The 26,659-nt window shown below is 45.7% G+C and carries 29 protein-coding genes, 4 tRNA genes and 2 riboswitches; of the genes, 27 read left to right on the top strand and 6 right to left on the bottom strand.

The window, feature by feature from the left end; translation table 11 throughout:
• The first annotated feature begins 30 nt into the window (after positions 1 to 30).
• The 5 genes from CB4_RS16750 (at position 31) to CB4_RS16730 (ending at position 5,368) form a co-directional block, all read left to right on the top strand.
• Complete coding sequence (locus tag CB4_RS16750; protein WP_096466907.1) at positions 31 to 1,779, top strand: phospho-sugar mutase; 1,749 nt, start codon at positions 31 to 33, stop codon at positions 1,777 to 1,779.
• A 142-nt stretch (positions 1,780 to 1,921) separates the two neighbouring features.
• Positions 1,922 to 2,065: riboswitch (cyclic di-AMP (ydaO/yuaA leader) on the top strand.
• Between the two features lie 5 nt (positions 2,066 to 2,070).
• Positions 2,071 to 2,526, top strand: a complete 456-nt coding sequence (locus CB4_RS16745) for a C40 family peptidase (protein WP_096466906.1) — start codon at positions 2,071 to 2,073, stop codon at positions 2,524 to 2,526.
• Positions 2,527 to 2,659: 133 nt separating this feature from the next.
• Positions 2,660 to 3,439, top strand: a complete 780-nt coding sequence (locus tag CB4_RS16740; RefSeq protein WP_096466905.1) for a GDSL-type esterase/lipase family protein — start codon at positions 2,660 to 2,662, stop codon at positions 3,437 to 3,439.
• Positions 3,440 to 3,450: 11 nt separating this feature from the next.
• Entirely contained in the window at positions 3,451 to 4,383 is a 933-nt protein-coding gene (locus tag CB4_RS16735; protein WP_096466904.1) for an ABC transporter ATP-binding protein, read from the top strand.
• Complete coding sequence (locus tag CB4_RS16730; RefSeq protein ID WP_096466903.1) at positions 4,376 to 5,368, top strand: ABC transporter permease; 993 nt, start codon at positions 4,376 to 4,378, stop codon at positions 5,366 to 5,368. The genes CB4_RS16735 and CB4_RS16730 overlap by 8 nt, the downstream gene beginning before the upstream one ends.
• Positions 5,369 to 5,423: 55 nt before the next feature.
• Here CB4_RS16730 and CB4_RS16725 read toward each other — a convergent pair whose 3' ends face one another.
• Entirely contained in the window at positions 5,424 to 6,251 is an 828-nt protein-coding gene (locus CB4_RS16725) for a polysaccharide deacetylase family protein (protein ID WP_157738030.1), read from the bottom strand.
• 186 nt (positions 6,252 to 6,437) lie between these two features.
• Between CB4_RS16725 and CB4_RS16720 the strand changes: the two genes are divergently transcribed.
• The 14 genes from CB4_RS16720 to CB4_RS16645 all read left to right on the top strand — a co-directional run bounded on the left by CB4_RS16720 (position 6,438) and on the right by CB4_RS16645 (position 16,818).
• A complete protein-coding gene (locus CB4_RS16720; RefSeq protein WP_096466901.1) occupies positions 6,438 to 6,872 on the top strand; it encodes a BrxA/BrxB family bacilliredoxin in 435 nt (144 codons plus the stop codon).
• A 681-nt stretch (positions 6,873 to 7,553) separates the two neighbouring features.
• Positions 7,554 to 7,648: transfer RNA gene (locus tag CB4_RS16710), tRNA-Ser, on the top strand.
• 9 nt (positions 7,649 to 7,657) lie between these two features.
• Positions 7,658 to 7,749: transfer RNA gene (locus CB4_RS16705), tRNA-Ser, on the top strand.
• A 23-nt stretch (positions 7,750 to 7,772) separates the two neighbouring features.
• Positions 7,773 to 7,849: transfer RNA gene (locus tag CB4_RS16700), tRNA-Met, on the top strand.
• A gap of 8 nt (positions 7,850 to 7,857) precedes the next feature.
• Positions 7,858 to 7,931, top strand: a tRNA-Pro gene (locus tag CB4_RS16695).
• Positions 7,932 to 8,445: 514 nt separating this feature from the next.
• On the top strand, positions 8,446 to 9,027 hold the full coding sequence (locus CB4_RS16685; protein WP_157738028.1) for a TetR/AcrR family transcriptional regulator: 582 nt from the start codon (positions 8,446 to 8,448) through the stop codon (positions 9,025 to 9,027).
• A gap of 122 nt (positions 9,028 to 9,149) precedes the next feature.
• Positions 9,150 to 10,601: an NAD(P)/FAD-dependent oxidoreductase gene (locus CB4_RS16680; RefSeq protein ID WP_096466897.1), complete on the top strand. Its 1,452-nt coding sequence runs from the start codon at positions 9,150 to 9,152 to the stop codon at positions 10,599 to 10,601.
• Between the two features lie 55 nt (positions 10,602 to 10,656).
• Positions 10,657 to 11,193 (top strand): response regulator transcription factor, encoded by a 537-nt coding sequence (locus tag CB4_RS16675; RefSeq protein ID WP_096466896.1) that lies wholly within the window; start codon positions 10,657 to 10,659, stop codon positions 11,191 to 11,193.
• Positions 11,194 to 11,300: 107 nt separating this feature from the next.
• Positions 11,301 to 12,305, top strand: a complete 1,005-nt coding sequence (locus tag CB4_RS16670) for a BMP family ABC transporter substrate-binding protein (protein ID WP_157738026.1) — start codon at positions 11,301 to 11,303, stop codon at positions 12,303 to 12,305.
• Positions 12,306 to 12,315: 10 nt separating this feature from the next.
• Positions 12,316 to 14,253, top strand: coding sequence for a sensor histidine kinase (locus tag CB4_RS16665; RefSeq protein ID WP_172890909.1), 1,938 nt, complete (start codon positions 12,316 to 12,318; stop codon positions 14,251 to 14,253).
• 28 nt (positions 14,254 to 14,281) lie between these two features.
• On the top strand, positions 14,282 to 14,695 hold the full coding sequence (locus CB4_RS16660; RefSeq protein WP_157738024.1) for a response regulator: 414 nt from the start codon (positions 14,282 to 14,284) through the stop codon (positions 14,693 to 14,695).
• A complete protein-coding gene (locus CB4_RS16655; RefSeq protein WP_096466892.1) occupies positions 14,692 to 15,588 on the top strand; it encodes a sensor histidine kinase in 897 nt (298 codons plus the stop codon). Before CB4_RS16660 ends, CB4_RS16655 begins: the two co-directional genes overlap by 4 nt.
• A 46-nt stretch (positions 15,589 to 15,634) precedes the next feature.
• Entirely contained in the window at positions 15,635 to 15,937 is a 303-nt protein-coding gene (locus CB4_RS16650) for a 4a-hydroxytetrahydrobiopterin dehydratase (RefSeq protein WP_096466891.1), read from the top strand.
• A 155-nt stretch (positions 15,938 to 16,092) separates the two neighbouring features.
• Entirely contained in the window at positions 16,093 to 16,818 is a 726-nt protein-coding gene (locus tag CB4_RS16645; protein WP_096466890.1) for a hypothetical protein, read from the top strand.
• Positions 16,819 to 16,825: 7 nt separating this feature from the next.
• Here CB4_RS16645 and CB4_RS16640 read toward each other — a convergent pair whose 3' ends face one another.
• Positions 16,826 to 18,334 (bottom strand): long-chain-fatty-acid--CoA ligase, encoded by a 1,509-nt coding sequence (locus CB4_RS16640; protein WP_197703125.1) that lies wholly within the window; start codon positions 18,332 to 18,334, stop codon positions 16,826 to 16,828.
• 129 nt (positions 18,335 to 18,463) lie between these two features.
• On the opposite strand from CB4_RS16640, the gene CB4_RS16635 reads away from it, so the two are divergent.
• Complete coding sequence (locus CB4_RS16635; RefSeq protein ID WP_231956049.1) at positions 18,464 to 19,210, top strand: lytic transglycosylase domain-containing protein; 747 nt, start codon at positions 18,464 to 18,466, stop codon at positions 19,208 to 19,210.
• Between the two features lie 126 nt (positions 19,211 to 19,336).
• Positions 19,337 to 19,420: riboswitch (cyclic di-GMP riboswitch) on the top strand.
• Between the two features lie 38 nt (positions 19,421 to 19,458).
• Positions 19,459 to 19,905, top strand: coding sequence for a hypothetical protein (locus tag CB4_RS21160; RefSeq protein ID WP_110546242.1), 447 nt, complete (start codon positions 19,459 to 19,461; stop codon positions 19,903 to 19,905).
• Between the two features lie 53 nt (positions 19,906 to 19,958).
• Here the strand turns inward: CB4_RS21160 and CB4_RS16630 are convergent, their stop codons facing one another.
• Positions 19,959 to 20,363, bottom strand: a complete 405-nt coding sequence (locus tag CB4_RS16630) for a globin domain-containing protein (RefSeq protein ID WP_172890956.1) — start codon at positions 20,361 to 20,363, stop codon at positions 19,959 to 19,961.
• Positions 20,364 to 20,700: 337 nt separating this feature from the next.
• On the opposite strand from CB4_RS16630, the gene CB4_RS16625 reads away from it, so the two are divergent.
• Together CB4_RS16625 and CB4_RS16620 are read left to right on the top strand one after the other, a co-directional pair.
• Positions 20,701 to 21,915 (top strand): hypothetical protein, encoded by a 1,215-nt coding sequence (locus CB4_RS16625; protein WP_096466888.1) that lies wholly within the window; start codon positions 20,701 to 20,703, stop codon positions 21,913 to 21,915.
• 119 nt (positions 21,916 to 22,034) lie between these two features.
• Positions 22,035 to 22,484, top strand: coding sequence for a hypothetical protein (locus tag CB4_RS16620; RefSeq protein ID WP_096466887.1), 450 nt, complete (start codon positions 22,035 to 22,037; stop codon positions 22,482 to 22,484).
• A 74-nt stretch (positions 22,485 to 22,558) separates the two neighbouring features.
• On the opposite strand, the gene CB4_RS16615 is transcribed toward CB4_RS16620, so the two are convergent.
• Both CB4_RS16615 and CB4_RS16610 read right to left on the bottom strand, forming a co-directional pair.
• Complete coding sequence (locus tag CB4_RS16615; protein WP_096466886.1) at positions 22,559 to 23,557, bottom strand: inorganic phosphate transporter; 999 nt, start codon at positions 23,555 to 23,557, stop codon at positions 22,559 to 22,561.
• A gap of 18 nt (positions 23,558 to 23,575) precedes the next feature.
• Positions 23,576 to 24,196, bottom strand: a complete 621-nt coding sequence (locus tag CB4_RS16610; RefSeq protein WP_096466885.1) for a DUF47 domain-containing protein — start codon at positions 24,194 to 24,196, stop codon at positions 23,576 to 23,578.
• Between the two features lie 216 nt (positions 24,197 to 24,412).
• On the opposite strand from CB4_RS16610, the gene CB4_RS16605 reads away from it, so the two are divergent.
• The gene (locus CB4_RS16605; protein WP_096466884.1) at positions 24,413 to 25,279 is read left to right on the top strand and encodes a Rossmann-like and DUF2520 domain-containing protein; all 867 of its coding nucleotides are present in this window, start codon (positions 24,413 to 24,415) and stop codon (positions 25,277 to 25,279) included.
• Between the two features lie 12 nt (positions 25,280 to 25,291).
• Here the strand turns inward: CB4_RS16605 and CB4_RS16600 are convergent, their stop codons facing one another.
• Positions 25,292 to 25,765 (bottom strand): PilZ domain-containing protein, encoded by a 474-nt coding sequence (locus CB4_RS16600; protein WP_096466883.1) that lies wholly within the window; start codon positions 25,763 to 25,765, stop codon positions 25,292 to 25,294.
• 210 nt (positions 25,766 to 25,975) lie between these two features.
• On the opposite strand from CB4_RS16600, the gene CB4_RS16595 reads away from it, so the two are divergent.
• From CB4_RS16595 to CB4_RS16585, 3 genes are read left to right on the top strand one after another with little or no spacing between them, the layout of a single operon-like run.
• Positions 25,976 to 26,200, top strand: coding sequence for a DUF1659 domain-containing protein (locus tag CB4_RS16595; protein WP_096466882.1), 225 nt, complete (start codon positions 25,976 to 25,978; stop codon positions 26,198 to 26,200).
• Between the two features lie 16 nt (positions 26,201 to 26,216).
• Positions 26,217 to 26,432, top strand: a complete 216-nt coding sequence (locus tag CB4_RS16590; RefSeq protein ID WP_096466881.1) for a DUF2922 domain-containing protein — start codon at positions 26,217 to 26,219, stop codon at positions 26,430 to 26,432.
• Between the two features lie 37 nt (positions 26,433 to 26,469).
• The gene (locus CB4_RS16585; protein ID WP_096466880.1) at positions 26,470 to 26,616 is read left to right on the top strand and encodes a YvrJ family protein; all 147 of its coding nucleotides are present in this window, start codon (positions 26,470 to 26,472) and stop codon (positions 26,614 to 26,616) included.
• The last annotated feature ends 43 nt before the right edge of the window (positions 26,617 to 26,659 follow it).

The following is a 26,659-nucleotide window of genomic DNA, read 5'->3' as shown; positions in this document are numbered from 1 at the left end:
TAGAGTAAGATGAGGGAAGGAGCGACAGAGATGACATGGAAACAAGCGTATACGCGCTGGGCAGATTACATACAACTGGATGAAGAAATCAAACGCGAACTTCGTGAAGCTATGCATGATGAGCGCAGGCTGGAAGAATGGTTTTATCGTGATCTGGAATTCGGCACAGGCGGTCTGCGTGGAGAGATCGGGCCGGGAACGAATCGGATGAACATCTATACGGTTCGCAAGGCGACAGAAGGATTGGCTTGCTGGATTGAAGCGCAGGGTGAAGAAGCGAAAAAGCGCGGCGTCGCAATTGCGTATGACGTGCGTCGAAAGTCAAATGAATTTGCTCGTGAAGCTGCACGCACGCTTGGTCGTCATGGTATTCGTGTGTATTTATTTGATGAGCTACGTCCGACACCGGCGCTTTCTTTTGCCGTGCGTTATCTGGGAGCATATGCTGGGATTGTGATTACAGCAAGTCACAATCCACCGGAATATAACGGATACAAAGTATATGGACCGGATGGCGGACAGCTTCCGCCTGCTCTTGCAGACGAAGTGATCGGATACGTGGGAAAAGTCGAAAATGAACTGCTTATTGAAGTGGTTGATGAGGAAGAATTGAAGCGGTCAGGGCTTCTGACGATGATTGGGAAAGAAGTGGATGAAGCATACATCGAAGAACTTCGTACGCTTTGCCTCAATCCGGAGTTGATACGTCAGATGGGTGATCAAGTGCGCATTGTATTTACTCCGCTTCACGGTACAGCGAACAAGCTGGTGCGGCGTGGACTGGCCGAGTTCGGGTTTTCACAGGTCGCAGTCGTGGGTGAACAGGAGAATCCGGATTCTGAATTTTCGACTGTACAGTCGCCGAATCCGGAAGAGCATGCGGCGTTTGAGATGGCCATTCGTGATGGCGAGAAGTTCGATGCTGATCTGTTGCTCGGTACGGACCCGGATGCAGACCGGGTTGGTGTGGCGGTAAAAGACGACACGGATACATATGTGGTACTGACCGGCAATCAGACCGGGGCACTGCTGCTTGACTATATTGTTTCGCAAAAGCAGAAAGCAGGTACGCTTCCTGCGAATGGGGCGGTATTTAAGACGATTGTCACGTCGGAGATCGGTCGTGCGATTGCCGAGCGATATGGATTGACAGCGATGGACACGCTGACAGGCTTCAAGTTTATCGGAGAGAAAATTCGCGAGTCTGAAGAAAGCGGCGCCTTCACATTTGTATTCGGATATGAAGAAAGCTATGGCTACCTTATCGGCGATTTTGTACGGGACAAAGACGCGGTACAGGCATGTCTATTGATAGCCGAGGTCGCCGCTTATTACAAGTCGCGCGGTATGACGGTATATGAAGGATTACAAGAGGTTTTCCATAAATATGGATACTATCTTGAAGATCTGGCTTCTCTTACACTCAAAGGAAAAGAAGGGGCCGAGAAAATTAACAGGCTCTTATCTGCGTTCCGCGAAGCGCCGCCCAATGCGATTGGCGGGCGAAGTGTGAACATATGCGAAGACTATAAAACTGGAACCCGTTCTTATATTATGGAAGCACGTACCGAATCGATTTTGCTTCCTGTTTCCAATGTGCTGAAATACATTCTTGCGGATGGATCATGGTGTTGTGTTCGCCCGTCTGGCACCGAGCCAAAAGTAAAATTTTATTTTGGCGTACAGGGACAAAGCATGGAGGAAAGTCGGACCTTGCTTGCTTCACTCAAGTCTGACATGTTGAAAAAAGTAGAAAGCCTGCTTCAGGCACAGCACTAAAAAAATGTGTCTAAAATGTGAAGTTTTTGTTAATTCCCTATCTATTATCACCTCATTTCGATAGAATAAGGGACGTTGTTGTTATGTTAAGTAAATCAAGGAAACAGAGTCGGTTATTGTCTAAGGAGTGTAAAAATAAAAAAATAGTTACTTGCTGAGTCTGTGCTTTTTTTCAGGCACAGAGCGGGGGACATGAATGCTTCATATGGGGTGTATCCGCGTTTGCGGAGGGAGACCTTATCCTCTCAACCCGTCAACTAACCTCGTAAGCACGAAGGGAGTACCACTGTAATGAAACGAAGTAAAATCTTGGCTGCCGCATTAACAGGTATGCTAGCGCTAACAGGGGTAGTCGGTACAGCAGACAAAGCATCTGCGGCATCACCAGATCATATTGTGAGCACGGCCAAAAGCTTGATTGGTGTACCATATTGCTGGGGTGGAACGACGACAAGTGGATTTGACTGCTCGGGATTCGTCCGCTACGTATTTGCTAAAGATGAAGTATCGCTGCCGCGTACAGCATATGACATGTATCAACAAGGAAAGCCTGTATCTCGTTCTGCGCTCCGTAGAGGAGACGTTGTTTTCTTTAAAACAGCGAGCTATGCACCGGTTACACATACAGGTGTATACATAGGGAATGGCAAGTTTGTTCATGCATCTAGCAGCAAAGGCGTATCGATCAGTAATGTAGACGACCGATATTATTGGGGTCAACGCTATGTCGGAGCCAAGCGCTTATAAGTGTTTATTTTATAGAAGAAAATAATAGAAAATAAGGCGTCCAGCTGCCATCTGCCAGCTTGGACGTTTTTTAATTTTTCCTCATTTGGGTATATAATGAAATAGAAAACAAAAAAAGAGCGGAGTGAAAGGGATGAAAACACGTACGGTATGGCGTTTATTTGGAATCTTCTCTCTTGTGGCTACTGCTATGCTTGCAGTGGGCCTAACGCTTGGCATACGTGATATTATACATCCGACCCCCGTAAGCTGGAAAGCGGATCAGACTGGAGAAAGTAGTGGAGTGCACAAAACATCGCACAAATTGCAAATTACGGCGCTTGGCGATTCGCTGACAAGGGGGACAGGAGATGAGTCAGGGCTTGGGTATGCGGGTAACCTACGCATTCGTCTGGCGGAAAATACAAAACAGGAAGTATACGTATATAACAATGGAGTAAACGGGTACAAGGCGGCTAACTTACTGAAAGATTTGCGGACAAAACCGGACATTCGGCGCCAGGTGCAGCAGGCAGACATGATTGTTCTATCAATTGGCGGCAATGATCTGTTCTACACGCAGTCGGACGAAGTAAAGCCGGACGTAATTCGCACACGTATTCCAGCTGCGCTCACGAATTACAAAGCGATCGTTTCCATTGTGACAGAGCTGAATCCAAAGGCGAAGCTTTTGTATATGGGGCTGTACAATCCGTTTCCAGACCTGCCGAATGCAAAAGAGAGCGCGAAGGTTGTACAGGAATGGAATAACGGCGTAACACAGGTGCTGTATGAATATCCGCAAGCGATTTTTGTGCCGACAGATGATTTGTTTCGCAGTGACGGAATGAAGTACATATCAAGCGACCATTTTCATCCGAACCAGGCTGGATACAAGCGGATTGGTGAACGGATGGCAGATGTGCTGAAGTAGGAGGGAAGCGCATGGAGCGAGTGACAACGCTTGTCATTGATCATGTTGAAAAAACAATTCGTGGCACGAAGATTATTAAAGGCGTTTCTTTTTCGGTTCAGTCCGGGGAAGTATTCGGATTTCTTGGTCCCAATGGATCGGGCAAGACGACGACAATCCGTATGCTCGTCGGATTAATTCGTCCGACCGCTGGCACGATTAAAGTATGCGGCTATGATATTCAGAAGGAGCCGACAAAGGCGCTTTCACGTGTCGGTTCTATTGTAGAAAATCCGGAGATGTACACGTATATGACCGGAATGGAGAATCTCGAACATTTTGCCCGCATGATTCCTGGTGTAACGGCACAAAAAATTGATGAGGTAGTGGAGCGTGTCGGTCTTACTGCACGCATTCACGATGTGGTAAAAAGCTATTCGCTTGGCATGCGCCAGCGGCTCGGGATTGCCCAGGCGCTGCTTGGAGACCCGAAGCTTCTCATTCTCGATGAGCCGACGAACGGGCTTGATCCGCAGGGAATTAAAGAGCTGCGTACATTTATCCGGCAGCTAGCAGATGAAGGGCTTAGTGTTTTTATCTCCAGTCATCTGTTAAGCGAAATTCAACTAATGTGCGATCGGGTGGCGATTATCAATCAGGGGGAAGTTGTTCGCGTTGGAGAAGTAGATGATTTGCTGCGTCAGCCGTATCGCCGCATGATCTGGTATGCAAGCCCCGCAGACCGTGCACGTGAGATGATTCTGTCATTTCCGGGAGTGGTGGTAGCTCCTATTCAGCCGGAAGATGAGGGATTTGCGGTCGATATCGACCCGGAACAAATTCCGCAACTAAACGCGAAGCTTATCGCAGGTGGCATTGATGTATACGGAGTGGAATGGAGGAAGCCTAATCTGGAAGATATGTTCCTTGAGATGACAGAAGCAGGAGGGGGGGCAGATGCGTAGTATGTACATGCTCGTCATGAATGAAGTGATTAAGATGCTGCGCAAAAAGCGTCTCTGGGTTGTCGTGTTGATCCTGCTTGTGCTTGTTCCGATTTTTACGTACGCACAGCTGAGGGTGGCGGTGAACAACCAGAAACAGCTGGGAACGTCTGACTGGAAAGTCGCACTGCGCCAACAAATTAATGATACGACCAATAGGCTTTCAAGTACTCGTGTTCCAGAGGAGTGGAAGCAGTGGATGAGGATTCGCGTTGAACAGCAGCAATATTACCTGAACCACAATATTGATCCGAATTCCCCGAATGCGGTCACGTTTACGAGAGATTTCATGAGCAATGCTGTATCGCTGTTCATCCCGTTGCTTATTGTAATTGTTGCTGCAGATATTGTATCCGGGGAACATACGAGTGGCACGATTAAAGTGCTGCTGACCAGGCCAGTGCGAAGGTGGAAGATCCTCACGAGTAAGCTTATCGCACTTGTACTATTTGTCTCTGCCATTGTTGTGCTGACAGGTGGGATTGCGTATGGAATATCTGGCCTGGTGTTTGGATATGGAGGCTGGACGTATCCGGTATTGACTGGATTTCAGATTCGGGGGTCGAATGTTAATACGGATTATGTGCATGTGTTGCCCCAGTGGCTGTATATTCTGATGGAATATGGACTAGCCTGGTATGCTTGTCTTGCAGTCGCCTGCCTGTCGCTTATGGTTTCTGTTCTTGTCCGCAGTACAGCGGCGGGGATGGGCATTATGGTAGCCGCGTTGATTGCGGGAACCATTTTGACGAATATGGCGTCAACGTGGGAGTCGGCGAAATATTTTTTTATGGTGAATCTGCAAATTACGGATTATTTGTCTGGCATGTTACCGCCAATCCCGGGGATGAGCCTTTCTTTTTCACTGATGGTGCTCGGAGTATGGAGTGCGGTTGCACTTGTGATTGCCTATTCGGCATTTACACAGCGTGATGTGCTGAATTGACGCACAAAAAATCCCGCTATCCGATAGTAGGTGGCGGGATTGTGTAGTATGTGCGTTACGCTTTTGTAGCAGGTGCTGGCTGTGGCAATGGTTCGAGCTGATAGCCTTTCTTTTGGAGCATATCAATAATAGCGGGAAGCATATGCAGCGTTGTTTGTTTCTCGTGCATTAAAATAATCGCACCTGGCCGTACCTCTGATGTAATATTCTTCATAATAATGTCCGGCTGATTGGGGTGTTTCCAGTCCAAACTATCTACGCTCCAGTAAACAAAGCGCTGGTTAGCTTCCCTGGATGCAAGTAGAGAGTTTTGGTCAATGGCCCCATATGGCGGACGGAAGTAATAGATTGGTATGCCAACTTTGCTGGATACATACGTGGTAGAATCGGTAATGAGCTTAATTTGCGCTTCTTTCGAATTTTTACGAAGTTGTTGATGATGCATCGTATGAGTGCCGATTATGTGTCCTTCTGCAGCCATTTTCTGTGCAAAGGCTACTTTATCATCTGAATTAAGATTGTCACCGATCCAGAAGAACGTCCCTTTAACATGATATTTGTCGAGCACGGCTACCATGTCTTTTGTGTATTTTCCAGGTCCGTCATCAAACGTCAAATAAACGGTTGGTTTTTTCTGGGGAATTTTCGAGATCATCGTTCCGAGAGCAGGCATAGCAACAGGTGGTGTAACCGGCTTTGGTTTTACGGGTTCAGGTTTTTGTTCGGGCTGATTAGCTGTTGCTGTTGGCTGTTGTTCGGTTGCAGATTTAGCCGGAGAGCCGTCATGAAGGGCAAGATTAAGTCCGATAATAGAGCCTAATCCGAGAAGCGCTAGCCAAATTGTAGTCTTCCGGTTTCTCCGTGGGTTGAGTTCCAAAATCATTACCTTCTTTCTATATATGTAAAGCATGTAGTTATAACACATTGCCTATTCTACTACATCGACGATAAAAAGACGTAAAAAGTTACAAATTTTTTTGCTGGAAAGTGTTATAATAAAAACAGTCTGGTTTTTACTATTAAAAAGTTTAAAACTGATGTTTTATTTTCTAGAGGAGGGACTTTCCATATGATGTCGTATGAAGAATATATGCGTTCTGTTGTGCAACCTATGCGTACAGAGTTGACTTCAATTGGATTTGAAGAGCTGCTGACACCGGATGAGGTAGCAGCGAAATTTGATGATATGAAAGGTACAGCACTTGTTGTAGTAAATTCTGTTTGTGGCTGCGCAGCAGGACTTGCGCGCCCAGCGGTTTCATATTCATTAAAGAACAGCCCGAAAAAGCCGGATCATTTGTATACAGTGTTTGCAGGACAAGAGAAGGAAGCAACTGCGAAAGCGCGTGAATTTTTCACAGGATATGCTCCGTCTTCACCGTCATTTGCGCTTTTGAAGGATGGCCAGATCATGGGCATGATTGAGCGTCACCAGATCGAGAACCGTTCGCTTGAAGAGATTGCGGCAGATCTTATGGGCATGTACGAGCAGTACTGCGGATAATATTACGTGCATAACAGGAGAGAGGGGCGTGAACCTTCTTTCCTGTTTTTATTTTGGCTTTTGTAAATCGACCAGGCGTAGTGGTGGGGGTAGAGAAGAGAGAAGCCGTTCGCTTCGGTACGCTTGGCAGGGACGTGTTGACTGTCCGCTCCAGGAGCCCGGCGAACTCGCCTGCAAAAGAGGACCCACGATGCTTTTTCATAGAAGGGTTGCAGGCAAAAGCCCGTTCGCCGGGCTCCTTCCGCTGGGGAACAAGCGTACAGGCGCTCTCTTACTTCTCTCTTCTCTACTCCCAACAATGTTTCGATTTAAAAAAGAGCAAAACAATCTGTGGGGCGAAGCCATACAAGATGTGCGCTTGATAGTTATCTGTCCAAACTTGGTTAGGAGCGAGATCAGGCGGGGCAACGGAACGCCTGTACGCGCTACCCAGCGGAAGGGGGCAGGCGAACAGATTTTGCCCACAATGCTTCTTCTGAAATACATCGAGGGTTTTCTTTTGTGGGCCGTTCGCCTGGCACCTGGAGCGGACAGTCTCAACTCCAGAGAGAGCGTACCGAAGTGACGAGGCTCCGCCTGATCTCGCTCCTCCACTGCACGTTGGGAAGGATGAAAAACATATTGCATATTTACTCTGGATATGATAAATTAACTTTTGTCGCTAACAGGACAATACATCATGGACAGATGTCCGAGTTTGGCCGAAGGAGCACGATTGGAAATCGTGTAGGCGGGGATAACTCGTCTCGTGGGTTCGAATCCCACTCTGTCCGCCATTTTTATATGGAGAAGTACCCAAGTGGCTATAAGGGGCTCCCCTGCTAAGGGAGTAGACGGGTTAAACCGTGCGAGGGTTCGAATCCCTCCTTCTCCGCCATATATTTTTATTGAATAGGTTAAGGCGGTGTAGCTCAGCTGGCTAGAGCGTACGGTTCATACCCGTAAGGTCGGGGGTTCGATCCCCTTCGCCGCTACCATATCGTATCGGGAAATGGCTCAGCTTGGTAGAGCGCCTCGTTCGGGACGAGAAGGTCGCAGTTTCAAATCCTGTCTTCCCGATCGTTTCAGGCATGTAAATATATCTATAGCAGACAGGATACATTTGTATTCTGTCTTTTTTGTGTGGTTTTTGTGGAATCGAGCAACTTGGGTGGTGGGAGTAGAGAAGAGAGAAGCCGTTCGCTTGGGTACGCTTGACAGGACGTGTTGACTGTCCGCTCCAGGAGCCCGGCGAACGTGCCCGCAAAAAGGGGACAAGGATGCTTCTTCATAGAAGGATTGCGGGCAAAGGCCTGTTCGTCGTTCTCCTTCCGCTGTGGAACAAGCGTACAGGCGCTCTCTTGCTTCTCTCTTCTCTGCTCCTTCACTACACGTTGGGTAGCGCCCAACCCTTCAAACTCTTTTTTATATTTGTGGAAGTGAAAACCAAATTTACTACTTGTTTCTTAGTCTGAAATGGTGGATACTGGTATTGTAGGTGTTTTTGCCTATTCTTACAGATGTAATTAAGAAGAGGGGTATAGAGATGGATAAAAAGTATTCGCCCAGAGTAAAAAGAACAAGAGAAAAAATCTTGAATTCTGCTGTGGAAATTTTTTCGCAAAAAGGATTTCAAGCATCTACCATTCGGGAAATTGCTCGCCTCGCTGGCGTTAATGACTTGACTGTATACCGCCATTTTGAAAGCAAGGAAAAATTATTTTCCGAAATGTTTCAGCGTCATACGCTGTTATCTGAAATAGGCAGTCTGGTTGTCAGAGGAATAAATGATGACTTTGCGCATGATACCCGTTCACTTATTGTGGCATTCCTGGCTATTTTCAAAAGAGAAATGCCGATTATTCGTCTGCTGGTCACAGAAGCGGAAAAAATGAGTGAGTGTAAAAAATATGCAGCTATGTTTACGGAAAATATTATCGAACAACTGACACAATTCTTGCGCTACTATCAGCAAACGAATCAGATTCGAAGTAAAGTGAACTGTCAAGCTGTAGCTACTAGCTTATACAGTACACTGTTTGTCCATATTTATTCGATGGCTTTATATGGAGATGTGGTAGTGGCGTGTGATGCTTCTTCAGAAGAATCAATGATAGATGGTTGGATTGATCTGTATGTTTCGGGAATTGTGGTAGAAGAATATGCTTCTGTTTAGTAAAACACGAATGAAGATGTTATTATAAAAAATAACGTTCGGATTTTGTTGATTCTATTATACATAACACGTTATAATCAGAGAGGTTTTATAAAAGCAAGCCTCTAGGAGGAACATGCGCCATGAGATATGACGTAATTATTGTAGGAGCCGGACCAGCTGGTATTTTTACGGCTTATGAACTGATACGCAAAAATCCCGCATTTACTATTTTGTTAATAGATAAAGGACATGACATTTACAAACGCCATTGTCCAATTCTTGAGAGAAAAATCAAGAAATGTCCGCCACCAGCTGGACGCAAAGAATTCAGTGGATGTCTGCCGGCTTGTTCCATTACAAATGGCTTCGGCGGAGCCGGGGCGTATTCGGATGGGAAATTCAATATTACAACAGAATTCGGGGGCTGGATGACGGACTATTTATCCCCGTCAGAAGTTCTTGGATTAATTCGGTATGTAGATGAGATTAATCTTGAACACGGTGCAACAGAAAGCATTACAGATCCGACTACAGATGACGTACGCAGAATTGAGCGTACAGCAGCCGGGGTAGGACTGAAGTTGCTTCGGGCAAATGTTCGCCATCTTGGTACAGAACAAAACCTGAAAATTTTGGAGAGTATCTATTGTGAGCTTGAGACAAAGATCACGATGCAGTTTAAGAGAGAAGTAGCTGATATTATCGTCGAGAAAAACGAGGCGGGGATAGCGGTCAAGGGTATTGAATGCAAATCCGGAGAAGTATACTATGCTGATAAGGTAGTAGTCGTTCCAGGGCGTGATGGTTCAGAATGGTTTGGTAATCTACTGAAAAAACGGGGACTTCGCCTGTTAAATAACCAGGTGGACATTGGTGTACGTGTAGAAACAACGAACGTTGTAATGGAGGAAATCAACCGTCATCTATATGAAGGGAAATTCCTTTACAAGTCGACAACGGATCAAATCATCCGTAGCTTCTGCTCGAATCCAAACGGGCACGTGGTAGTCGAAAATCATAGCGGCGTAATGGCGGCGAATGGACATGCCTATAAAGACGAGAAGCTCGGTTCTCCCAATACGAACTTTGCGTTACTTGTATCTCATGTTTTTACAGAGCCGTTCGATAAACCGAATGAATATGCGAAAGAGATATGCCGTCGGGCAAATGACCTGTCTAATGGATCCGTCATCGTACAGCGTTACGGGGATATTAAGCGCGGCCGTCGTACGACCGAAAAACGCCTGAAAGAAGGGTTCATAGAGCCGACCTTGAAGGAAGCAGTGCCGGGTGATCTCGGTCTTGCGCTTCCGTATAATACGATGAAGAGTCTCATCGAAATGATAGAAGCGCTTGACCATGTGACGCCAGGAATTGCAAGTGAGCATACATTGTTCTACGGTATAGAAGCAAAATTTTATTCTGCACGTCCGCATCTGAACGAACACTTTGAAACAGAGATTTCCGGTCTGTATGCGGGTGGAGATGGGGCTGGTATTACACGTGGCCTGGCACAGGCAGGGGCCTGCGGTGTTCATATTGCTCGTGATATTTTTGCTAAAACGGGAAAAGTGGAACCTGTGCGCGCATAATCTGTACAGCCCCCCTTTTTGATTGGTATACTGATGGAGAAAGGGGAGGGGTTGGATGAAGCGCAAATGGAGAGTTCTCATTGTCGATGATGATGTTGATATTTGTTTTTTAATTGCTACCGCGCTGGAGTCAGATCGGATCGAGGTTCTAACTGCACACGCGGGAGAAAAAGCGCTTGCCCTGTACCGGAGCTATTCGCCAGAACTTGTCTTGCTAGATATTCAGCTTCCTGAGATGAGCGGCATTGATGTACTGGCTGCAATGAAAGAGATAGATGATGACTGTAAAGTCATTATGGTTACAGCATATGCGACAATCGAGACGGCTGTTCAGGCGATGAAGTTTGGGGCGCTTGATTATGTATGCAAACCGTTCAAGCTTCCGCATCTACGGGAAACGGTGCAGGGGGCACTTGATTTTATTACATCTGAGCCAGAAGCGATCGAGACGCTTGAAGAAGTAGAACGGCGCCATATTGAGAAAGTGTTGCTTGAAGTGGAAGGCAATCGCAGGCTTGCAGCGGAGAAGCTTGGAATCTCTCTACGTACACTTTATTATAAAATTAAGCAGTATGATATAAACAGTCAGTGAAAAATCCGGAGTCTCCGGATTTTTTTCTGCAATTTTTGCACTTCTATCCCTGCAAACGAAATGTTTACAATATGAACAGAGTGATAGGTAAAGGGATGGGCGTTATAATGAAAAAAATAGTAATCATGGTACTGTTTTTGTTACTTGTGGGATGTGTTCCACACGGGCAATCGGCTATGAATCAATCTGTCAGCCAGGCTATAGTCCCGCTCAAGGTCGGGCTACTTGTCGACGGAAAGATTTACGATCAGGGATGGGATGGGCAGGCATATCGTGGATTGAAAGCAATTGAACGAACATACCAGGCTCAGGTCGAATGTATTCAAGACGCTGATCAACCCGACGTTCAGTGGAGGGAAGCGAAGCGGCTGGCTGATTCGAGGTACGACTTGATTTTTGGCAATGGCCGAAGCTTTGAGGCAGTGTTTAATAAACTAGCTGTCTCGTATCCAAAGACCCGATTTGTGTTTTTTAATGGAAAGGCTCAGGGAGAGAATGTATCCGCAATTAATTTTACACCGGAATCAACGGGATACTTCTCTGGCATGATTGCAGGCACGATGACGAAAAGTCATAAGGTAGGATTGATTCCGGCCTATCAATCCATGCGTGAGGTTAAGCCATTTATTGCAGCAGTCAAAGAGCAAAATCCGAATAATGAAGTACTGGTTCAGGATGTGAAAAGTTGGAGCGACGGGAAAAAAGCCGGAGAAATTGCTCGAAAGATGATTAAGGAAGGTGCAGATGTTCTGGCTCCTATGGGGGACGGATTTAACATTGATGTGATTATGGAAGCGCACCATGCGGGTCAGCTGGCGGTTGGCTACATATCAGATCAGTATTTTGTATCCAAAAATACAGTCATTACAAGCGTCGTACAAAATTTATCGTCGCTGTATGTGAGAATATTTGAGCAGTATCAGAGCGGCGCGTTGAAAAGCGGAGACGTGGAAGTCGATTTTGCAGATGGGGCTCAGCAGTTGGGCACATTCAGTCCAACCGTACCAGATGAGGTGCGAAGGAAAATAAACAAAAAGCTGGAAGAGTACGAGCATGGGGCATTTGTGCTCGATAAACAAACCGGACAGCCGGTTAGCAATCCGGAAAAATAAGGGGAAGAAAATGACATGGTTTCGTAGATGGAAGAACCTTTCCATTCGCCTGAAGTTTTTAAGTGGATTTATGGCCGTGCTCGTTTTTACAGCGATTGGGATGTACGTCATGAACTTGCAGCTACTGCGTGTTGTAAAAGATAACGATCATATGCTAAATCAGTCAATTCCACGATTGGCTACACAATTGCAAGTGAAAAGTACGATTATGGAGCGGATTAACTTTGTCATGCTGTACGTTACGACTGGGAATAAGGAGTTTCGTGACCGTTTTTATGAAACAAGTGACCGGGCACAGCTCCTTATGCAACAGCTTAAGGCAAATTCATCACCGGATGAGCGCAAGGAAATTGAATCTTTCATTATTCATAGTGAGGACTGGGAATTGATCTTACGGGATAAAGTAATTCCGGTCTATGAACGCCAGAATACAAAAGACGCAATTGACACGCTGAATGGTGAGGCGCAGCCGATCGCAGCGCGTTTGATGGAAGAAGTTGAACAGATGTCTCAGCATCGCGCAGATCAAATTACCCGGATAAATCAGGCGATGCTTGGGGAAGCGTGGAAATCAGTGACGGTCAGTTATATGATCATTGCGAGCACGTTGCTGCTCGCATTTTTATTTGCGCTTTACATGTCTCGTGTGATGACGCGCCCGGTATTTTCGTTGCTTCATGGCGTGAGAAAAATGGAGCAGGGGGATTTCTCGGCACAGGTTCAGGCTGAAACAAGAGATGAGCTTGGAGAATTGAGCGAAGCATTTAACCGGATGACTGTTAATATTTCTGGACTGATAGAGGAACTCAGGCAAACGAATGAACGTCTGCAGGAGGAATCGATGCGGGCGCAGGAATCAACCAGGATGAAATCTGAATTCCTGGCAAATATGTCCCATGAACTGCGCACGCCTCTTACGGGTATTATTGGATTCGCAGAGTTGTTATATGAAGAGGCGGGCGGGGTGCTTGCGCCTACCCAGAAAGAATTTACAGGGAATATTATTGATGCTGGTGAGCATTTGCTGTCGATGATTGATGATATTCTGGATATGACCAAAATCGAAGCTGGAAAGTATGAGCTGGAAATGTCCTGCTTTGATATGAAAGATTTGATTGATAGTGCGCTTGTCATGATGAAGCCGAAAGCGCAGCAGGCCCGGATTGAGCTTGCGAGCCACATGCCAGATGATTCATGTCCGGTTATAGCTGATGAAACACGTATTCGCCAGGTACTTTTGAATTTGCTCAATAATGCAATCAAGTTTAGTTTGCCAGACCGGCGTATAGAGGTCGCGCTTGCATATGATGAATATGAACTTACGGTGCGTGTAATCGATGAGGGGATTGGCATAGCTAACGACAAGCTTGAAAAAATTTTTGAGCAGTTTTATCAAAATGATGGACGCCTAGAACGGAAATATGAAGGAGCTGGACTTGGGCTGTCGCTTTCCCGTCAACTGATCGAGCTGCACAAGGGGATACTAACGGTTGAGAGTGAGGAGCATGCTGGCAGTACATTTTCGTTTGTAATCCCGCTTGTCTTACCGGACAGCCAAAAATCTAGTGATGAAGATTCTCTGAAAACGGAGAGTCGTATTTTGCTGCTACATCCCCCTGGATTCTCAAAGGATTTTTCAGTTTTTTGCCGCATACTAAAAGAAAGTTCCATACAGTTTGATCATTTTATGGTAAAATCAGAAAAAGATATAGAAGAAGCAATATACCAGCCGTTTCTTTCTGTCGCCATTGTAGCTACTCACCGTGTAGATGAGTTGTATATGCAGATGCTGACAGATGTCCGGGCGAACTGGAAAGGGAAACTGCTGGCGTACATCGACCAGCCGATTCGTCTTGTAGAGCGCGGGCAGGTGATGCGTACAGCTGATCAAATATTGATGTCGCTTGATGAAGTTTTTGATCTGCTGCACATATCGGGTAACAGGTAAAAGTATACGAGATAAAGGGGAAACGCGCATGGTTAGACAAATTTTGCTCGTGGAAGACAACCTGTCTAACCGGGAATTATTTGTGGAAATTTTGCGTTTGAATAAGGCGTACGAACTGCATGTAGCCGAGAATGGTATCCAAGCGCTTGAAATGCTGGAGACATTCTCGCCAGATTTAATTCTGATGGATATTCATATGCCGGAGATGGACGGCCTGGCGGTTACTCGAACGATTAAGTCTACCCCAGAACTGGCTTCCATTCCGATTGTAGCGCTGTCGGCTCTCGCTATGAAATCAGATATCCAGTCAGCACTCGAGGCGGGATGTGTTGATTATATTACGAAACCGATTCGAATTCGGGATTTCCTAGAGAAGGTTGCTCAATACAGTACTGCACGAGAAGTACAATCACCCGGCTACAAGGAACCAACCGGTCTATGAAAAAAAGAATATTATTATACATGGGCATTGTGATTGGAGCAGGACTTCTCTGTTTCATTGGGATCATCTCCCTTGGCACGCATGCCCTATCTCTTATCATTACACTCATATTGATGATTCTGCTAGTGATTCTTGTCTTCAAAATGCAGGTACAAAACAAAATGTTAGAAGAGAAGAACCACCAGCTAGCAGAGATTGACCGCATGAAAACAGAATTCCTGGCAAATGTATCGCATGAGCTTCGAACCCCCCTTACGGTTATTATGGGGTATTCCGAACTTTTGCTGGAGAGGATGGCCGATGATGAAAATGCGTCGGTAAACCGCAAGTTTGTGGAGACTGTATACCGTAAGTCAGAGGATTTATTGAGTCTTATTAATGATTTAATTGAACTGTCTCGTATTGAGTCTGGGCGAATTGAAATGAGGCTGACACAGTTTTCACTTGCGGAAGTGGTTGATGAGACAGTTGAAGAACTGGCTACAAATACTATGAAAAAGCAGCATGTCGTTGAAGTGACACATAACGATCCGGAGCTTCTTATGGAAGCCGACCGGGGGAAAATTAAACAGATTATCGCAAATCTTGTGCATAATGCCATCAAATATACGCCGAATGGCGGTCGGATTTTGATTCGTACGTATACGAACGACCACACAGGCTGCATCGAGGTGGAGGACAATGGGATCGGGATGTCAGAAGAACAAATCCGACAACTGTATCAGCCGTTCAAGCAGGCTAATTCCTCCTATAACAAAAAGTACGAAGGCTTCGGCCTCGGACTAGCCATTACGAAAAGTTTAGTTCAGTATCATCGTGGTACGATTTCCGTATGTAGTCATCCGGGAGAAGGGTCCTGCTTCACAGTAAAGCTTCCGGTGGAAACCTTCTGACAGGGTGTGCATAAAGTTGTAAAAGGAAAAGGAAAGGATGATGAGAATGGCTAAGTTATCCCCGGAGCAAATTGCATTGAATCTGTCGAAAATCCCTGGCTGGACATTGGAAGATGGCGGAGCGATTACCCGCCGCATTCGGTTTTCTCATTTTGGGGAAGCGCTTGAATTCGTCAACCAGATTGGCCGATTTGCAGAAGACGCAAACCATCATCCTGATATCGATATCCGGTATGACCAGGTTACACTCCGGCTGTTTACACATGACCGGAGTGGTCTCACGGGTAAAGATTTTGCACTTGCGCAAAAAATCAACCAGATTACATCCAGTGCTACGAAAGCAATATAATATGACTACACACAAAAACCGGCTGCGACTTTTATGCAGCCGGTTTTTGTGTGTAGTTGTGCTTAGGATGCGGGTTTGTATCCGGCATAAGCTGTCTATCTTTTTCATATACAAGTAGAGAAAAGGTGCGGATGATAAAAGGAGCTGACGAAAGGATGTGGGTACGTAACATTGTCTGGTTTATCTTGCTAATTGGAATTGTGATGTTCAGCCTGTTACTTTTTTTGTTAGTTATGAATCCAACCTCCGACTACCAGACTACTGAACAGACAGTGAGCAACGAGAAGGCAACGGGCGGAGCGAAAGAGCATAGCCCAAAAGCTGAGGCGGTTGAGCAACCCGCTTCAGCTTCTGAAGACAAGCATGTTTCCCCTACAGGGACGGGACATACAGAAGTCTCCCCTTCAACAAGCAGTCATGAAGCGGGCGCGACTCCTGCGGCATCGTCTTCTGCTAAACAAGAAACAGCGCACGGGGAGTCGAAACAGGAATCGCCGCCTACAGTACGTGCAGACGGCGATTCCTCAGTTTCTCTTGGCTATTTATTTGGAATCGGAAGTGGGTATTTTGCGCTTCTCTGTACACTTGTTCCGTATGGACTGTTTATGTTTAGCGGGCGCTTGCAACGTTCACGCCTACAGGCACTTCCATTCTTTATGCTACTTTCTATCACCGTTGTTGTGCTTCATGGAGGCATTATGCTCCGGGTTATACAGGAGTGGGACCGCCATCTTCTAGCAGGCGTTGGAGCATTTGCTTGTTTGCTGATTTTTTATATGAGGGTAAGTCTGTATACGCCAGGCGTATACAGGCGAAATAACCCATTTGTAGTGCTTGTTGTAGCCATTCTCCTATTTGTTATTATTCATGCGATCGGATAAGACGAGTCTACTGTTTACGCAGGTCTTTTTTTAGGATTTTACCAGCTGCATTTTTCGGTAGTTGATCGATGATCTCCACGAAGCGAGGCATTTTGTATGCGGCCAATTGAGGCTTCAGGAAATCAAGCACGGTCCTGCGGTCGAGAGTTTCTCCGGGCTTCGGTACGACAAAAGCTTTGACGATCTCTCCCTTGACCGGATCGGGCATGCCGATAACCGCCGCTTCGAGAACAGCCGGATGTTTATATAGTACCTCTTCAATTTCACGTGGATAGACATTGAGGCCACGCGTAATAATCAGGTCCTTTTTTCGGTCCACGATAAATACATAGCCGTCACTGTCAATAAAGCCAATATCCCCTGTATGGAGCCAGCCATCCACGATTGTATCTGCTGTTGCTTCCGGCATATTCAGGTAACCCTGCATCACATTTAGCCCACGTACGAGAATCTCACCGGTCTGATCTGTTTCCAGATTTCCCCCTTGTTCATCGGCAATACGCACTTCTACACCGGTAAGGGGAAGACCAACAGAGCCCGGCTTTTTCTCGCCATGCAACGGGTTGAAGCATACAACCGGAGATGCTTCTGTCAGCCCGTATCCTTCCATAAGTGGGATATTGTACTGGTGACTAAACAAAGTCAAAATTTCAACTGGCAGCGCTGCACCCCCGGAAACAGCGACCCGCAGAGAAGGGAAGCTGACTTTGCCTTCTTTTAGTGCCTGAGCGAGGACGACAAACATAGCCGGTACGCCACAAAATACTGATACATGATGCGCAATCAAAGAGTGCATGATCTCTTTTGGATGGAACGTTTCATGAATGACAATGGTAGAACCTGCATAAAGCGGAAGCAGAACGGATGTGGTAAAGCCGAAAGAGTGGAACATCGGCAGAACACACATAAATACATCCTGCGATGTCAGATCGAGAACATCTGTGCAGGCGACAGTATCAGCAATCAAATTTTCATGACTGAGCATGGCACCTTTTGGCTTACCGGTTGTACCTGATGTATATAGAAGGGTAGCGATTGCCTTTGGATTGATTTCTGGAGGCTCAATCGCAGTCGCTGTATGAACGCGAGCGGTTAATGCCTCACCGATCACAAGAACCTCTTTTAATCTGAATTGTGCTTGAAGCTGTTCGGTTGAGGCAGATAATTTGCCGAGAATTTTTTCGTGAATAAATAACGCTTTAGCGCCGGAATCTTGTAGAATGTATGTAAGCTCGTCGATTGTAAGTGTCAAATTCAGTGGGGCTACAATTGCTCCAAGGCGGGTGATTGCAAGATAGCTGTAAATGAACTCGGGTGTGTTATAGCAGCTCAATGCTACAACATCACCTGCGCGAATGCCGGATACATGTAGACAGGTAGCATATTTTTCAACGGTTGTGTGAAGATCTCCGTACGTAATCGTCTGATCGTGATAGATAAGAGCTGCGTCTTCTGGTTTGGAATGGGTGAGATAAAAACTACCGAAATGAAGCCCTTTTATTTTTTCATGTAGCAACGTAGAATTCCTCCTTTACCATACTAGTAAGTATACTATCACGAGTATAGGCATGTAAAATTTCCTCTTTTTTCTTACAGGGAAAAAAGGTAAAATAAAAAAAAGATTCGAACGGAAGGAGTATCAGATATGGAAGTAGGGTCTTCACAATGGTTGCTAGATAATACACTCGTGAAGGTGGCGAACAAAAATCCACAGATGGCGCAGCGGTTGCAAGAGCAGATAGCCGGGCAGGTGGATTTTGCCGATATGTTGGCAGCGGCTGTTAAAGACCAGGGGGCAGGACTCGTGATGAACCCGGAGCAGCCAGACCAGTCCCAAGCACTGTTGAATGCACTTATCGCTTCTTATGGCTCGATGTCGGGGACAGGAGCAGGTACATCGGATGCTAGTGATACATATGAAGCATTACCACGTGCACTGACAGAAGTACCTGCTGTAACCCGGGCGACATCGAATGCTAGCAGTGCATATAAGAAAGCCTCAGCAGCGTTGTCTTCGAGTCGAGCTGATATTGAACAGGCTATCGTAGCTGCTGCCAAAAAACATGGGGTATCAGAGACGCTCATTCGTGCAGTGATTAAGCAGGAGAGTGATTTTAATCCAACGGTTCGCTCGCATGCCGGAGCGATGGGACTGATGCAGCTTATGCCGGAAAATGTGCGCGAACTTGGCATTCGCAACCCGTATGATGTGGCGGAAAATGTGGATGGCGGAACGCGTCACTTAAAAGAAATGCTTGATCGGTATGATGGGAATGTGACGCTTGCGCTGGCCGGATACAATGCAGGACCAGGCAATGTGAAGAAGTATGGGGGGGTACCACCGTTTAAAGAAACACAAAATTATATTCGCAAAATCACGGCGATGCTGTAAGAGCATCGCTTTTTTTTATGCTAAATTTGTAAAATACAGTCTTGAATGCAGGACTTATGTCTGATAATATTGAGGTTGCATATAAAGGTTTTTATTGAAATAATGTATGATATTTCTAAAAATAGAAACGATAAAAGAGGCGATGAAAGACAATCTGTATGTGGGCACTTAGATTGTCTGGAGCGAGTAGTGCAACCGGCTGTGCGGATTATGCGGCCGGTTTTTATTTTTTTGAGAGGGGTAGAGGCATGGAGCAGTTTGTGAACGCGAAAACAGCTAGCACTCTATTTGGAGATTATTTTGCGAATGATGAAAGTCTGCTAGAGGATCTGTGTACGATCAGAGAAGAGTCAGGAGTTGTTTCCTGTTCATTTTTTGTGGAGGGGAGCGGCAGGCAGGCGGAGATTTTTTTTGCATGGGCTAGGGCGGAGGAGGAACTGAAGCAAAAAGTGGAGGCATGGAGACGACAGGAAGATCATCCGATTCTTATCGTATATTTGCTTCCGGAACAGGACGAAGAAGAAGAGGAAGAAATATGGGGAGAGTACGGGCAGGTCAACGAGTGGGAAACGTTCTGGAATGTGATCAGACAAGTACAGCATATGCCAACGAGGCGGTTCACAATGTTTTCGATTTTGCTAAATCAGCAAGAAGAGACGTTTCTTCCGCAAAATCGGCTGGTTCTGTACGGATAATGTATGAAAAAAGCTCCCCCCAAAATAGTTGGGAGGAGAAAAGGAAATAAAGCCTACAGAAGGGCAAGATTTTCAGTTGTTTCATCATCTGCCGCATTTACCATATGGTGAGCTACCTGTGTGAGGCGTTCATACATGTACTCCCGCCCATGCCCATCCATTCCGATCTCATCCATTGCTTCTTGCATGAGCAAAAGCCAGCGTTCGGCTCGCTTCGGTGTAACCTGGAACGGCATATGGCGTGCTCTAAGCATCGGGTGGCCGTATTCATTGCTATATAAGGTTTCTCCACCAAGAAATTGTGTCAGAAACATAAACTGCTTTTGTTCAGTAAGTGCCAGATCTTTCGGGAAGATTGGGCTGAGCAGTGGATCTTTCGCTACACGTGCATAAAAAGCGGCTACCAGACGGCGAAGGGTTTTCTCCCCTCCAAGCAGTTCATATGGACTTTGCTGCATCATACGATCATTACCTCCAGCTACAAACAAGAATATATGTATTATATCGCATTTACACAAAAAAATCGCCCTTCCGTGAACGGGAAGGGCCAATACAGTGGAGTGGTCACAACAGTAAGAGACCTACTAGCCTATCACAACCGCATGCTAATAGGATGACTTGCTTTTTATTATGCCATAACCAAACAGTGAATTTTGTCAAAACAAGAAGATAGATTTGTATATTTCCGCTTCTAATTTTGTCGAATGTGACGAATTTGTGAATGAAAATTTATATGTTCTCAACTGTATGGTAAAGTAAATAAAAAATGCTTGAACAGACCGGAGGAGAATACGTATGGATAAGCAGGCTCTTGCATACCCGATTGTATCACTTTCAGATGAAGCATTACGTGTGCTGCTTTCTCTGCTGGAAAAAGCGAGCGTGCTTGAGCTGCTTGCCGGAAAAATCAGCAGTACGCTGGAAAAAGAAGTAGCACGAGTGAGCGGCTTGCCGAGAAATGAACTCCTGTTTAAAACGCTTATTCGGTTTAATGAAATGATCCATAACCGTGTCATTTCCTATAGTAATCAGAATGAGCTGACGAATAACATGAAAGAGATTACAGAGGTTGCTCTTGGAACGGTAACACGCACCGAGAAAGAATTCGCAGGCGAGACGCTTCTTGATCTACTTGTGTATGAAGGAGAGAAGATAGAGGAAATCCGTCATCGTAATCCTGATATACCGAAGGAACTTGTGCCCGTACCGCGTATTGTAGCGTTGTATGTGCAAGAGCTGATGGAGAAGCAGGGGAGTCTTCCTGCATTATCCAATCAGCGTCTGCGAGAAAAATTGCTGCCTTTTTTTCTATACTGCCTGTTCCTCTGGGCTGAAAAAATAGAAGAAGTCGAGGCAGATGAGCGCTTGCACCGTTTCTTGCAATACTGGCAGGAGAAAAAAGGTATTTACGATCATCTCTGCGTAAAGTATGGGGAGCATGCGTATGCGATTGAGCTGGAAGAGCGGCTTTTAGAGCAAAAGAATTCTAACATGAAAGTGCTGCAAAAGCAGCTGGACCAGATTGCAGAGGAGAAGGACAGCATCCGTGAAGCGCTTGGCCAGCGCCTGCCGTATGATATTCATAAAATAAACGGTATATTTGAAGGAAAAGCAGGTGTCATGTTGCAGCGTATGAATGAACTGATTGCCAGGCAGGAGCAAGTTGCCTCTACGGAAGCGGGCGAAGGTCTTTTGCGTAGTCTCTGGCACAAAATTGATACAAGCATTAGTGAAGCACAGACGGAGCGTGAAATTAAACGATTATCCGTCAAAATCATTGATGAGATGGTAGCGCTCAAAAAAGATATTACGCTTCTGCCTGTCTACTATATGGATCGTGTTAAGCAGATCCATGATTGTGATGCTAAAATTCAGGAAATCCGCCGCTGGCGTTATCAGCTGGAGCAGGAAACCGAGGCGCATAAAGATACGATTCAGCACCATGCGGCGCACCGCGTCACGCTTAATCAGCAGATTAAACAATGGCAAAAAGAATGGATGTTTGCATAAGGAATCCGCCGTCTTGAATCGGCGGGTTTTTTTATTGTGCCTGTCCATAATTCCAGTCATAAAAGAATACCGGACAAGAATACATATGTAAGGAAGCAAAGGAACGGGGAGGGATGGCGGTGACGAAAAAAATTGGGAAGCAAGTCTTTTTTTATATGCTGATTGTTGCGGTACTGTATTTGGGATTCGGAAAATATGAGCAGTATGATAATAGCCGCTATGTGGCTGCATTTCGTGCCATGCACGGCGAAGAGACGCTCGATACGATGGCTGCACTATATAAAGAAATTGTGGAGTATCAGGCGACTTATAAGCTTACGCCGCAGACGAGCACACAGCTTGTGCAAAATTTATTAGTAGCTGGAAAGAAGCTCAAAGACATCGACCAGAAGCTAAAGCAGGCATATCCAGAACAGCATGTGGATTTTTCGTATTTATACCAGGATCTGTTCCTTGTCGTCAAGCAGATTCAGGATAAGGCGAATGACGCCAAGCTTTCGGTCATGGTCGTACATGCAGTAGAAGGACTAGGTAATGCTAAGGTACAGCTGTACAGTGGACGGATGTAAGCAGCAAAAAAGAGCTTTCTCAAAAGTCAATTCTGGCGATTGAGAAAGCTCTTCTTTATAGAATTTTATTTAAGTTAAAAGAGTAAATCTGCAATTTTATAAATCAGGGCGGCAAGTAGCGCGGAGATTGGCAGTGTAATAATCCATGTGATTACAATACGACGTGCAACTCCCCATTTTACGCCTTTGACCCGTTTGGCTGCCCCTACCCCCATAATAGAAGAGGAAATGACATGGGTTGTACTAACGGGAAGATGGAGGTACGTAAATGTAAAAATTAATAGGGAAGATGACAGATCTGCCGCCGCGCCGTTCACAGGCTGCAGCTTCATGATTTTCCCGCCTACGGTTTTAATGATTTTCCATCCGCCGACCGATGTACCGATTCCCATTGCCAGTGCGGCTCCGACTCGTACCCACATTGGTATATCTGTTGTTGTCTGAAATCCCCCAGAGATCAAAGCGAGTGTGATAATCCCCATTGCTTTTTGTGCATCATTCGTACCATGCGAATAGGATTGCAACGCCGCTGTGAAAACCTGAAAGTAACGAAACCCGCGATTCGTTTTGCCGAGACTAAAGTTTTTAAATATCGCCGCAAAAAGTGTCATCATTAAAAAACCGATTGCGAGCGCTACAAAAGGAGAAATCAAAAGAGCTTCGATAATTTTAATAAAGCCTTGGTAATTGAGAGCATGAATGCCTGCAGACGCAATGGCTGCCCCTGCAATCGAGCCGATCAGGGCGTGTGACGAACTGCTTGGGATGCCATAATACCAGGTAACAAGGTTCCAGGTGATGGCCGATAGCAAGGCGGCAAGCACAACAAGAGACCCGTTTTGCAGGGTGAACGGGTCAACGATATCCTTACTGACCGTTTTGGCGACTCCGGTAAATGTAAGTGCTCCAAGAAAGTTCATTGCTGCTGCAAGAACAATCGCAACTCGCGGAGACAGAGCACGGGTTGATACAGATGTAGCGATCGCATTTGCTGTATCGTGAAATCCGTTAATAAAATCAAACGCAAGCGCAAGAAGTACGATGCAGATAATTAGAAGTAAAGTTGTATCCATAAAATAAAGAGCATCTCCTTATGCGTTTCGCATGATGATCGTTTCAAGAGTATCAGCCACATCTTCACAGCTATCTGAAATGCTTTCTAGCACTTCGTATAGCTCTTTGTACTGAATAATTTTGATTGGATCTTTTTCTTTCGTAAATAATTCTTTAATACAGATACGGAGTAGATCATCGCATTGGGATTCGATGTCATTAATTTTAATGGCATGAGGGCGAATATCCATCAACTTCTTCTTGTTCAGAAGCTTGGTCGATTTTGCTACTTCTTCGGTGCTTTCCAGAATCTTTTGGGCAAATGTAATCATGTATTCGTCAGCTTCTGTGATATTGTACATCTCAAAACGAGAAGCACACTGTTCCATGCCGTCGAGAATGTCATCCATTGTATTAGCCAATTCAAGGATATCCTCTCGTTCTAGGGGTGTAATAAACGTTTTATTCAAAGCCACAATGATCTCGTGGATGTACGTATCACCTTTTGTTTCGAACTCTTTCATTCTCGTAGCGAATTTTTTCAGGTCCGCTTCATTTCGAATTTTAAAGTCCACAAAATATTGAGCGGATTCTTTCACGTTTTCAGCTATTGTAGCAAGCATATCCAGGAATACATCTCGTTTCGCCGAGAAAATCATGCATCAAAACCTCCAAAATTTTTTTCATACAAACTCCATTTTAGCAAATCCTGTCGAACAATGAAATCTTAATTAAAAATTTACTGCCATACAATGCAAACCTCATAAAATTTACACAAACTTTACAAACTGTTTTTGCCCCCTATAGTATACACCACACTGTCCTAAAAAAGACGACATGATATACTGGATTCAGAAAAACGGGAGGGATACGGTATGAAAATCGGAATTGTGGGAGCAGGGAGGCTTGGCTCTGCTTTTGGATTGTATGCGACCCGGCGTGGGGCGGAAGAAGTTGGATATTATAGTCGCACGCAGGCGAGTACGGTGGCCGCGGCTTCGCTTGTCGGGGATGTGGGACGAGTTTATACGGATGTGGCTTCGCTTATTCGTGAATCAGACTGGATTGTGCTTACCGTGCCGGATGACGAAATTCCGGAAGTGGTTCAAAAATTAGCAGAGGAGGGGGATGTGGAAGGCAAGCTGGTGTTCCATATGAGTGGCGCTGCTTCGTCGGAAGTACTGCTGCCGATGAAGCAGATTGGAGCGCATACTGCATCGCTGCATCCGCTTCAGTCGTTCGCAGATGGGTGCTCCGGGGCGGACAAGCTTGAGACAACAGTATTTGGCATAGAAGGAGAGGTAGCTGCTGTTTCGGTGCTTGAAGAGTGGCTTACGGCAGCTAAAAACCGATATTTTATTATTACAGCTACACAGAAGCCATTGTATCATGCAGCAGCGGCAGTTGTATCCAATGGCTTGACTGGAGTAGTAGATTTCGCGCTACATTTGATGGCAGCAGCCGGGATAGAAGAGAAGACAGCGCTTTCAGCACTGCTACCTTTAATCGAAGGAACCGTCCAGAATATACAGGAGAAAGGAGTGGCCGAAGCGCTGACTGGCCCAATTGCCCGTGGGGATATCGGCACGATTGTTCGACATACGGAAGCGATTGCCGGTCAGGCGCCGCAGTTGCTAGAGAACTACCAAATGCTCGGGCGGCTTACACTTGCGACCGCATGCCAAAGCCAATTGCGCGACCCGAAGCGCATTGCTCGTTTGCAAGAGCTTCTGAGTGAATAGATCATAAACGTGTTATGGGGAAGGTGAGTCGGAAGCGGATTTATTTAGGAAGGAATCTTCCATTTCTCTCATGCATGCCACACGATTTTTACTATCGCATAGTGCACATGAGCGAATATTTGGATTGCGACGCATACGAATCGTCATGGTATTTAGAAGGGATGATAGTTCCATTTGCTGTTGCTCATCAAGCACAAAACGTACTCCGTATTCATGAAATTCTTCCGTATCAATTTTGCGGACAACATAGCCAGGTAGCGATAAGATCTGACCCATAATGCGCGTTTGAAATTCAAGTACGATATATGGATTGACGGGCAGCTTGAGGTTCGTATAAAAGCGAAGTCCACCTGGTCCGATGTCAAGGATGCACGTTTTTGTACGCTTGGCATCAATCTGGTTATCTTTGATTTTGACAATAGTCATATCGGCGCACAGCGGATTTTGGAAGACCTGACGAAAGTGTTCTCTTTGATTTTGCTCCATTGGTTTGTCCTCCTTTTACATAAAATGTTATACGCCTCTTCTATTTTATACTCGATTTTTCCATATGGTCATGATTCTTTTGTAGTATTCAATCATTTTATGACGTCTAAAAGTAACATGATTTTTTGTGTCCCCATTTGTCTCTCTAAATCCGAATGAGTATACAAGCTGGTTGAACATACAGACCAGGCACGGGGGAGGTGAAAAGGTATGGCAGTTTCAACTGTGACAAAAGGAATGCAGGTAATCCTTCTGCTAGAAGACGGATTAGGTACAGACGGTAAGACAAAAATCCGTCGCAAAGTATACCGCGGAGTCAGTCAGACGGCATCCCAACAGGCTGTGTATGAGACAGCAGCTGCGCTGGCAAGTCTGCAGGAGCACCCGCTGGCCGGAGTGGAACAGGCAGTTCAGACACAATTATTCCAGGTATAAGAAGGGAGGAATGTAAGTGAAAACACTGGAGCTTCAATTTACAACAGCAGGCGGTGGAACGGTTACGTTAGCGGTCGCAGATCCGATCATGCCGATAAATGCGGCAGCTGTAGCAGCCGCAATGGATGTTGTGATAAGTCGAGGGATTTTTGATACATCAACCGGCCCGATTGTAGGGAAGAAAAGCGTACGTCTTGTAGATCACCAGGTAGCGGACATTGCTCTTGCATAGCTAAACATAACGAAAGAGCGGGAAGGAGGACAATACAGTGACAGATTGGATTCCCGTGCTCTCGAATGTAGGTTTTCCAGCTGCTGTAACGCTGTATTTGCTCGTTCGGGTAGAGTCCCGGTTAGAACAGCTAAGCGGATGCATCACAAGGCTGACGGAAACCATTCACGCAATACGGGACTAACATTGTATGGCGGCATCTGTTCGGAGATGCCGCCTTTTTCCGA

The sequence above is a fragment of the Aneurinibacillus soli genome (genome assembly GCF_002355375.1).
In the GTDB taxonomy this organism is placed as follows: Bacteria; Bacillota; Bacilli; order Aneurinibacillales; family Aneurinibacillaceae; genus Aneurinibacillus; species Aneurinibacillus soli.
The sequence above is the reverse complement of the archived record's forward strand: the minus strand, read 5'-3'. Positions and strand labels throughout refer to the sequence as shown.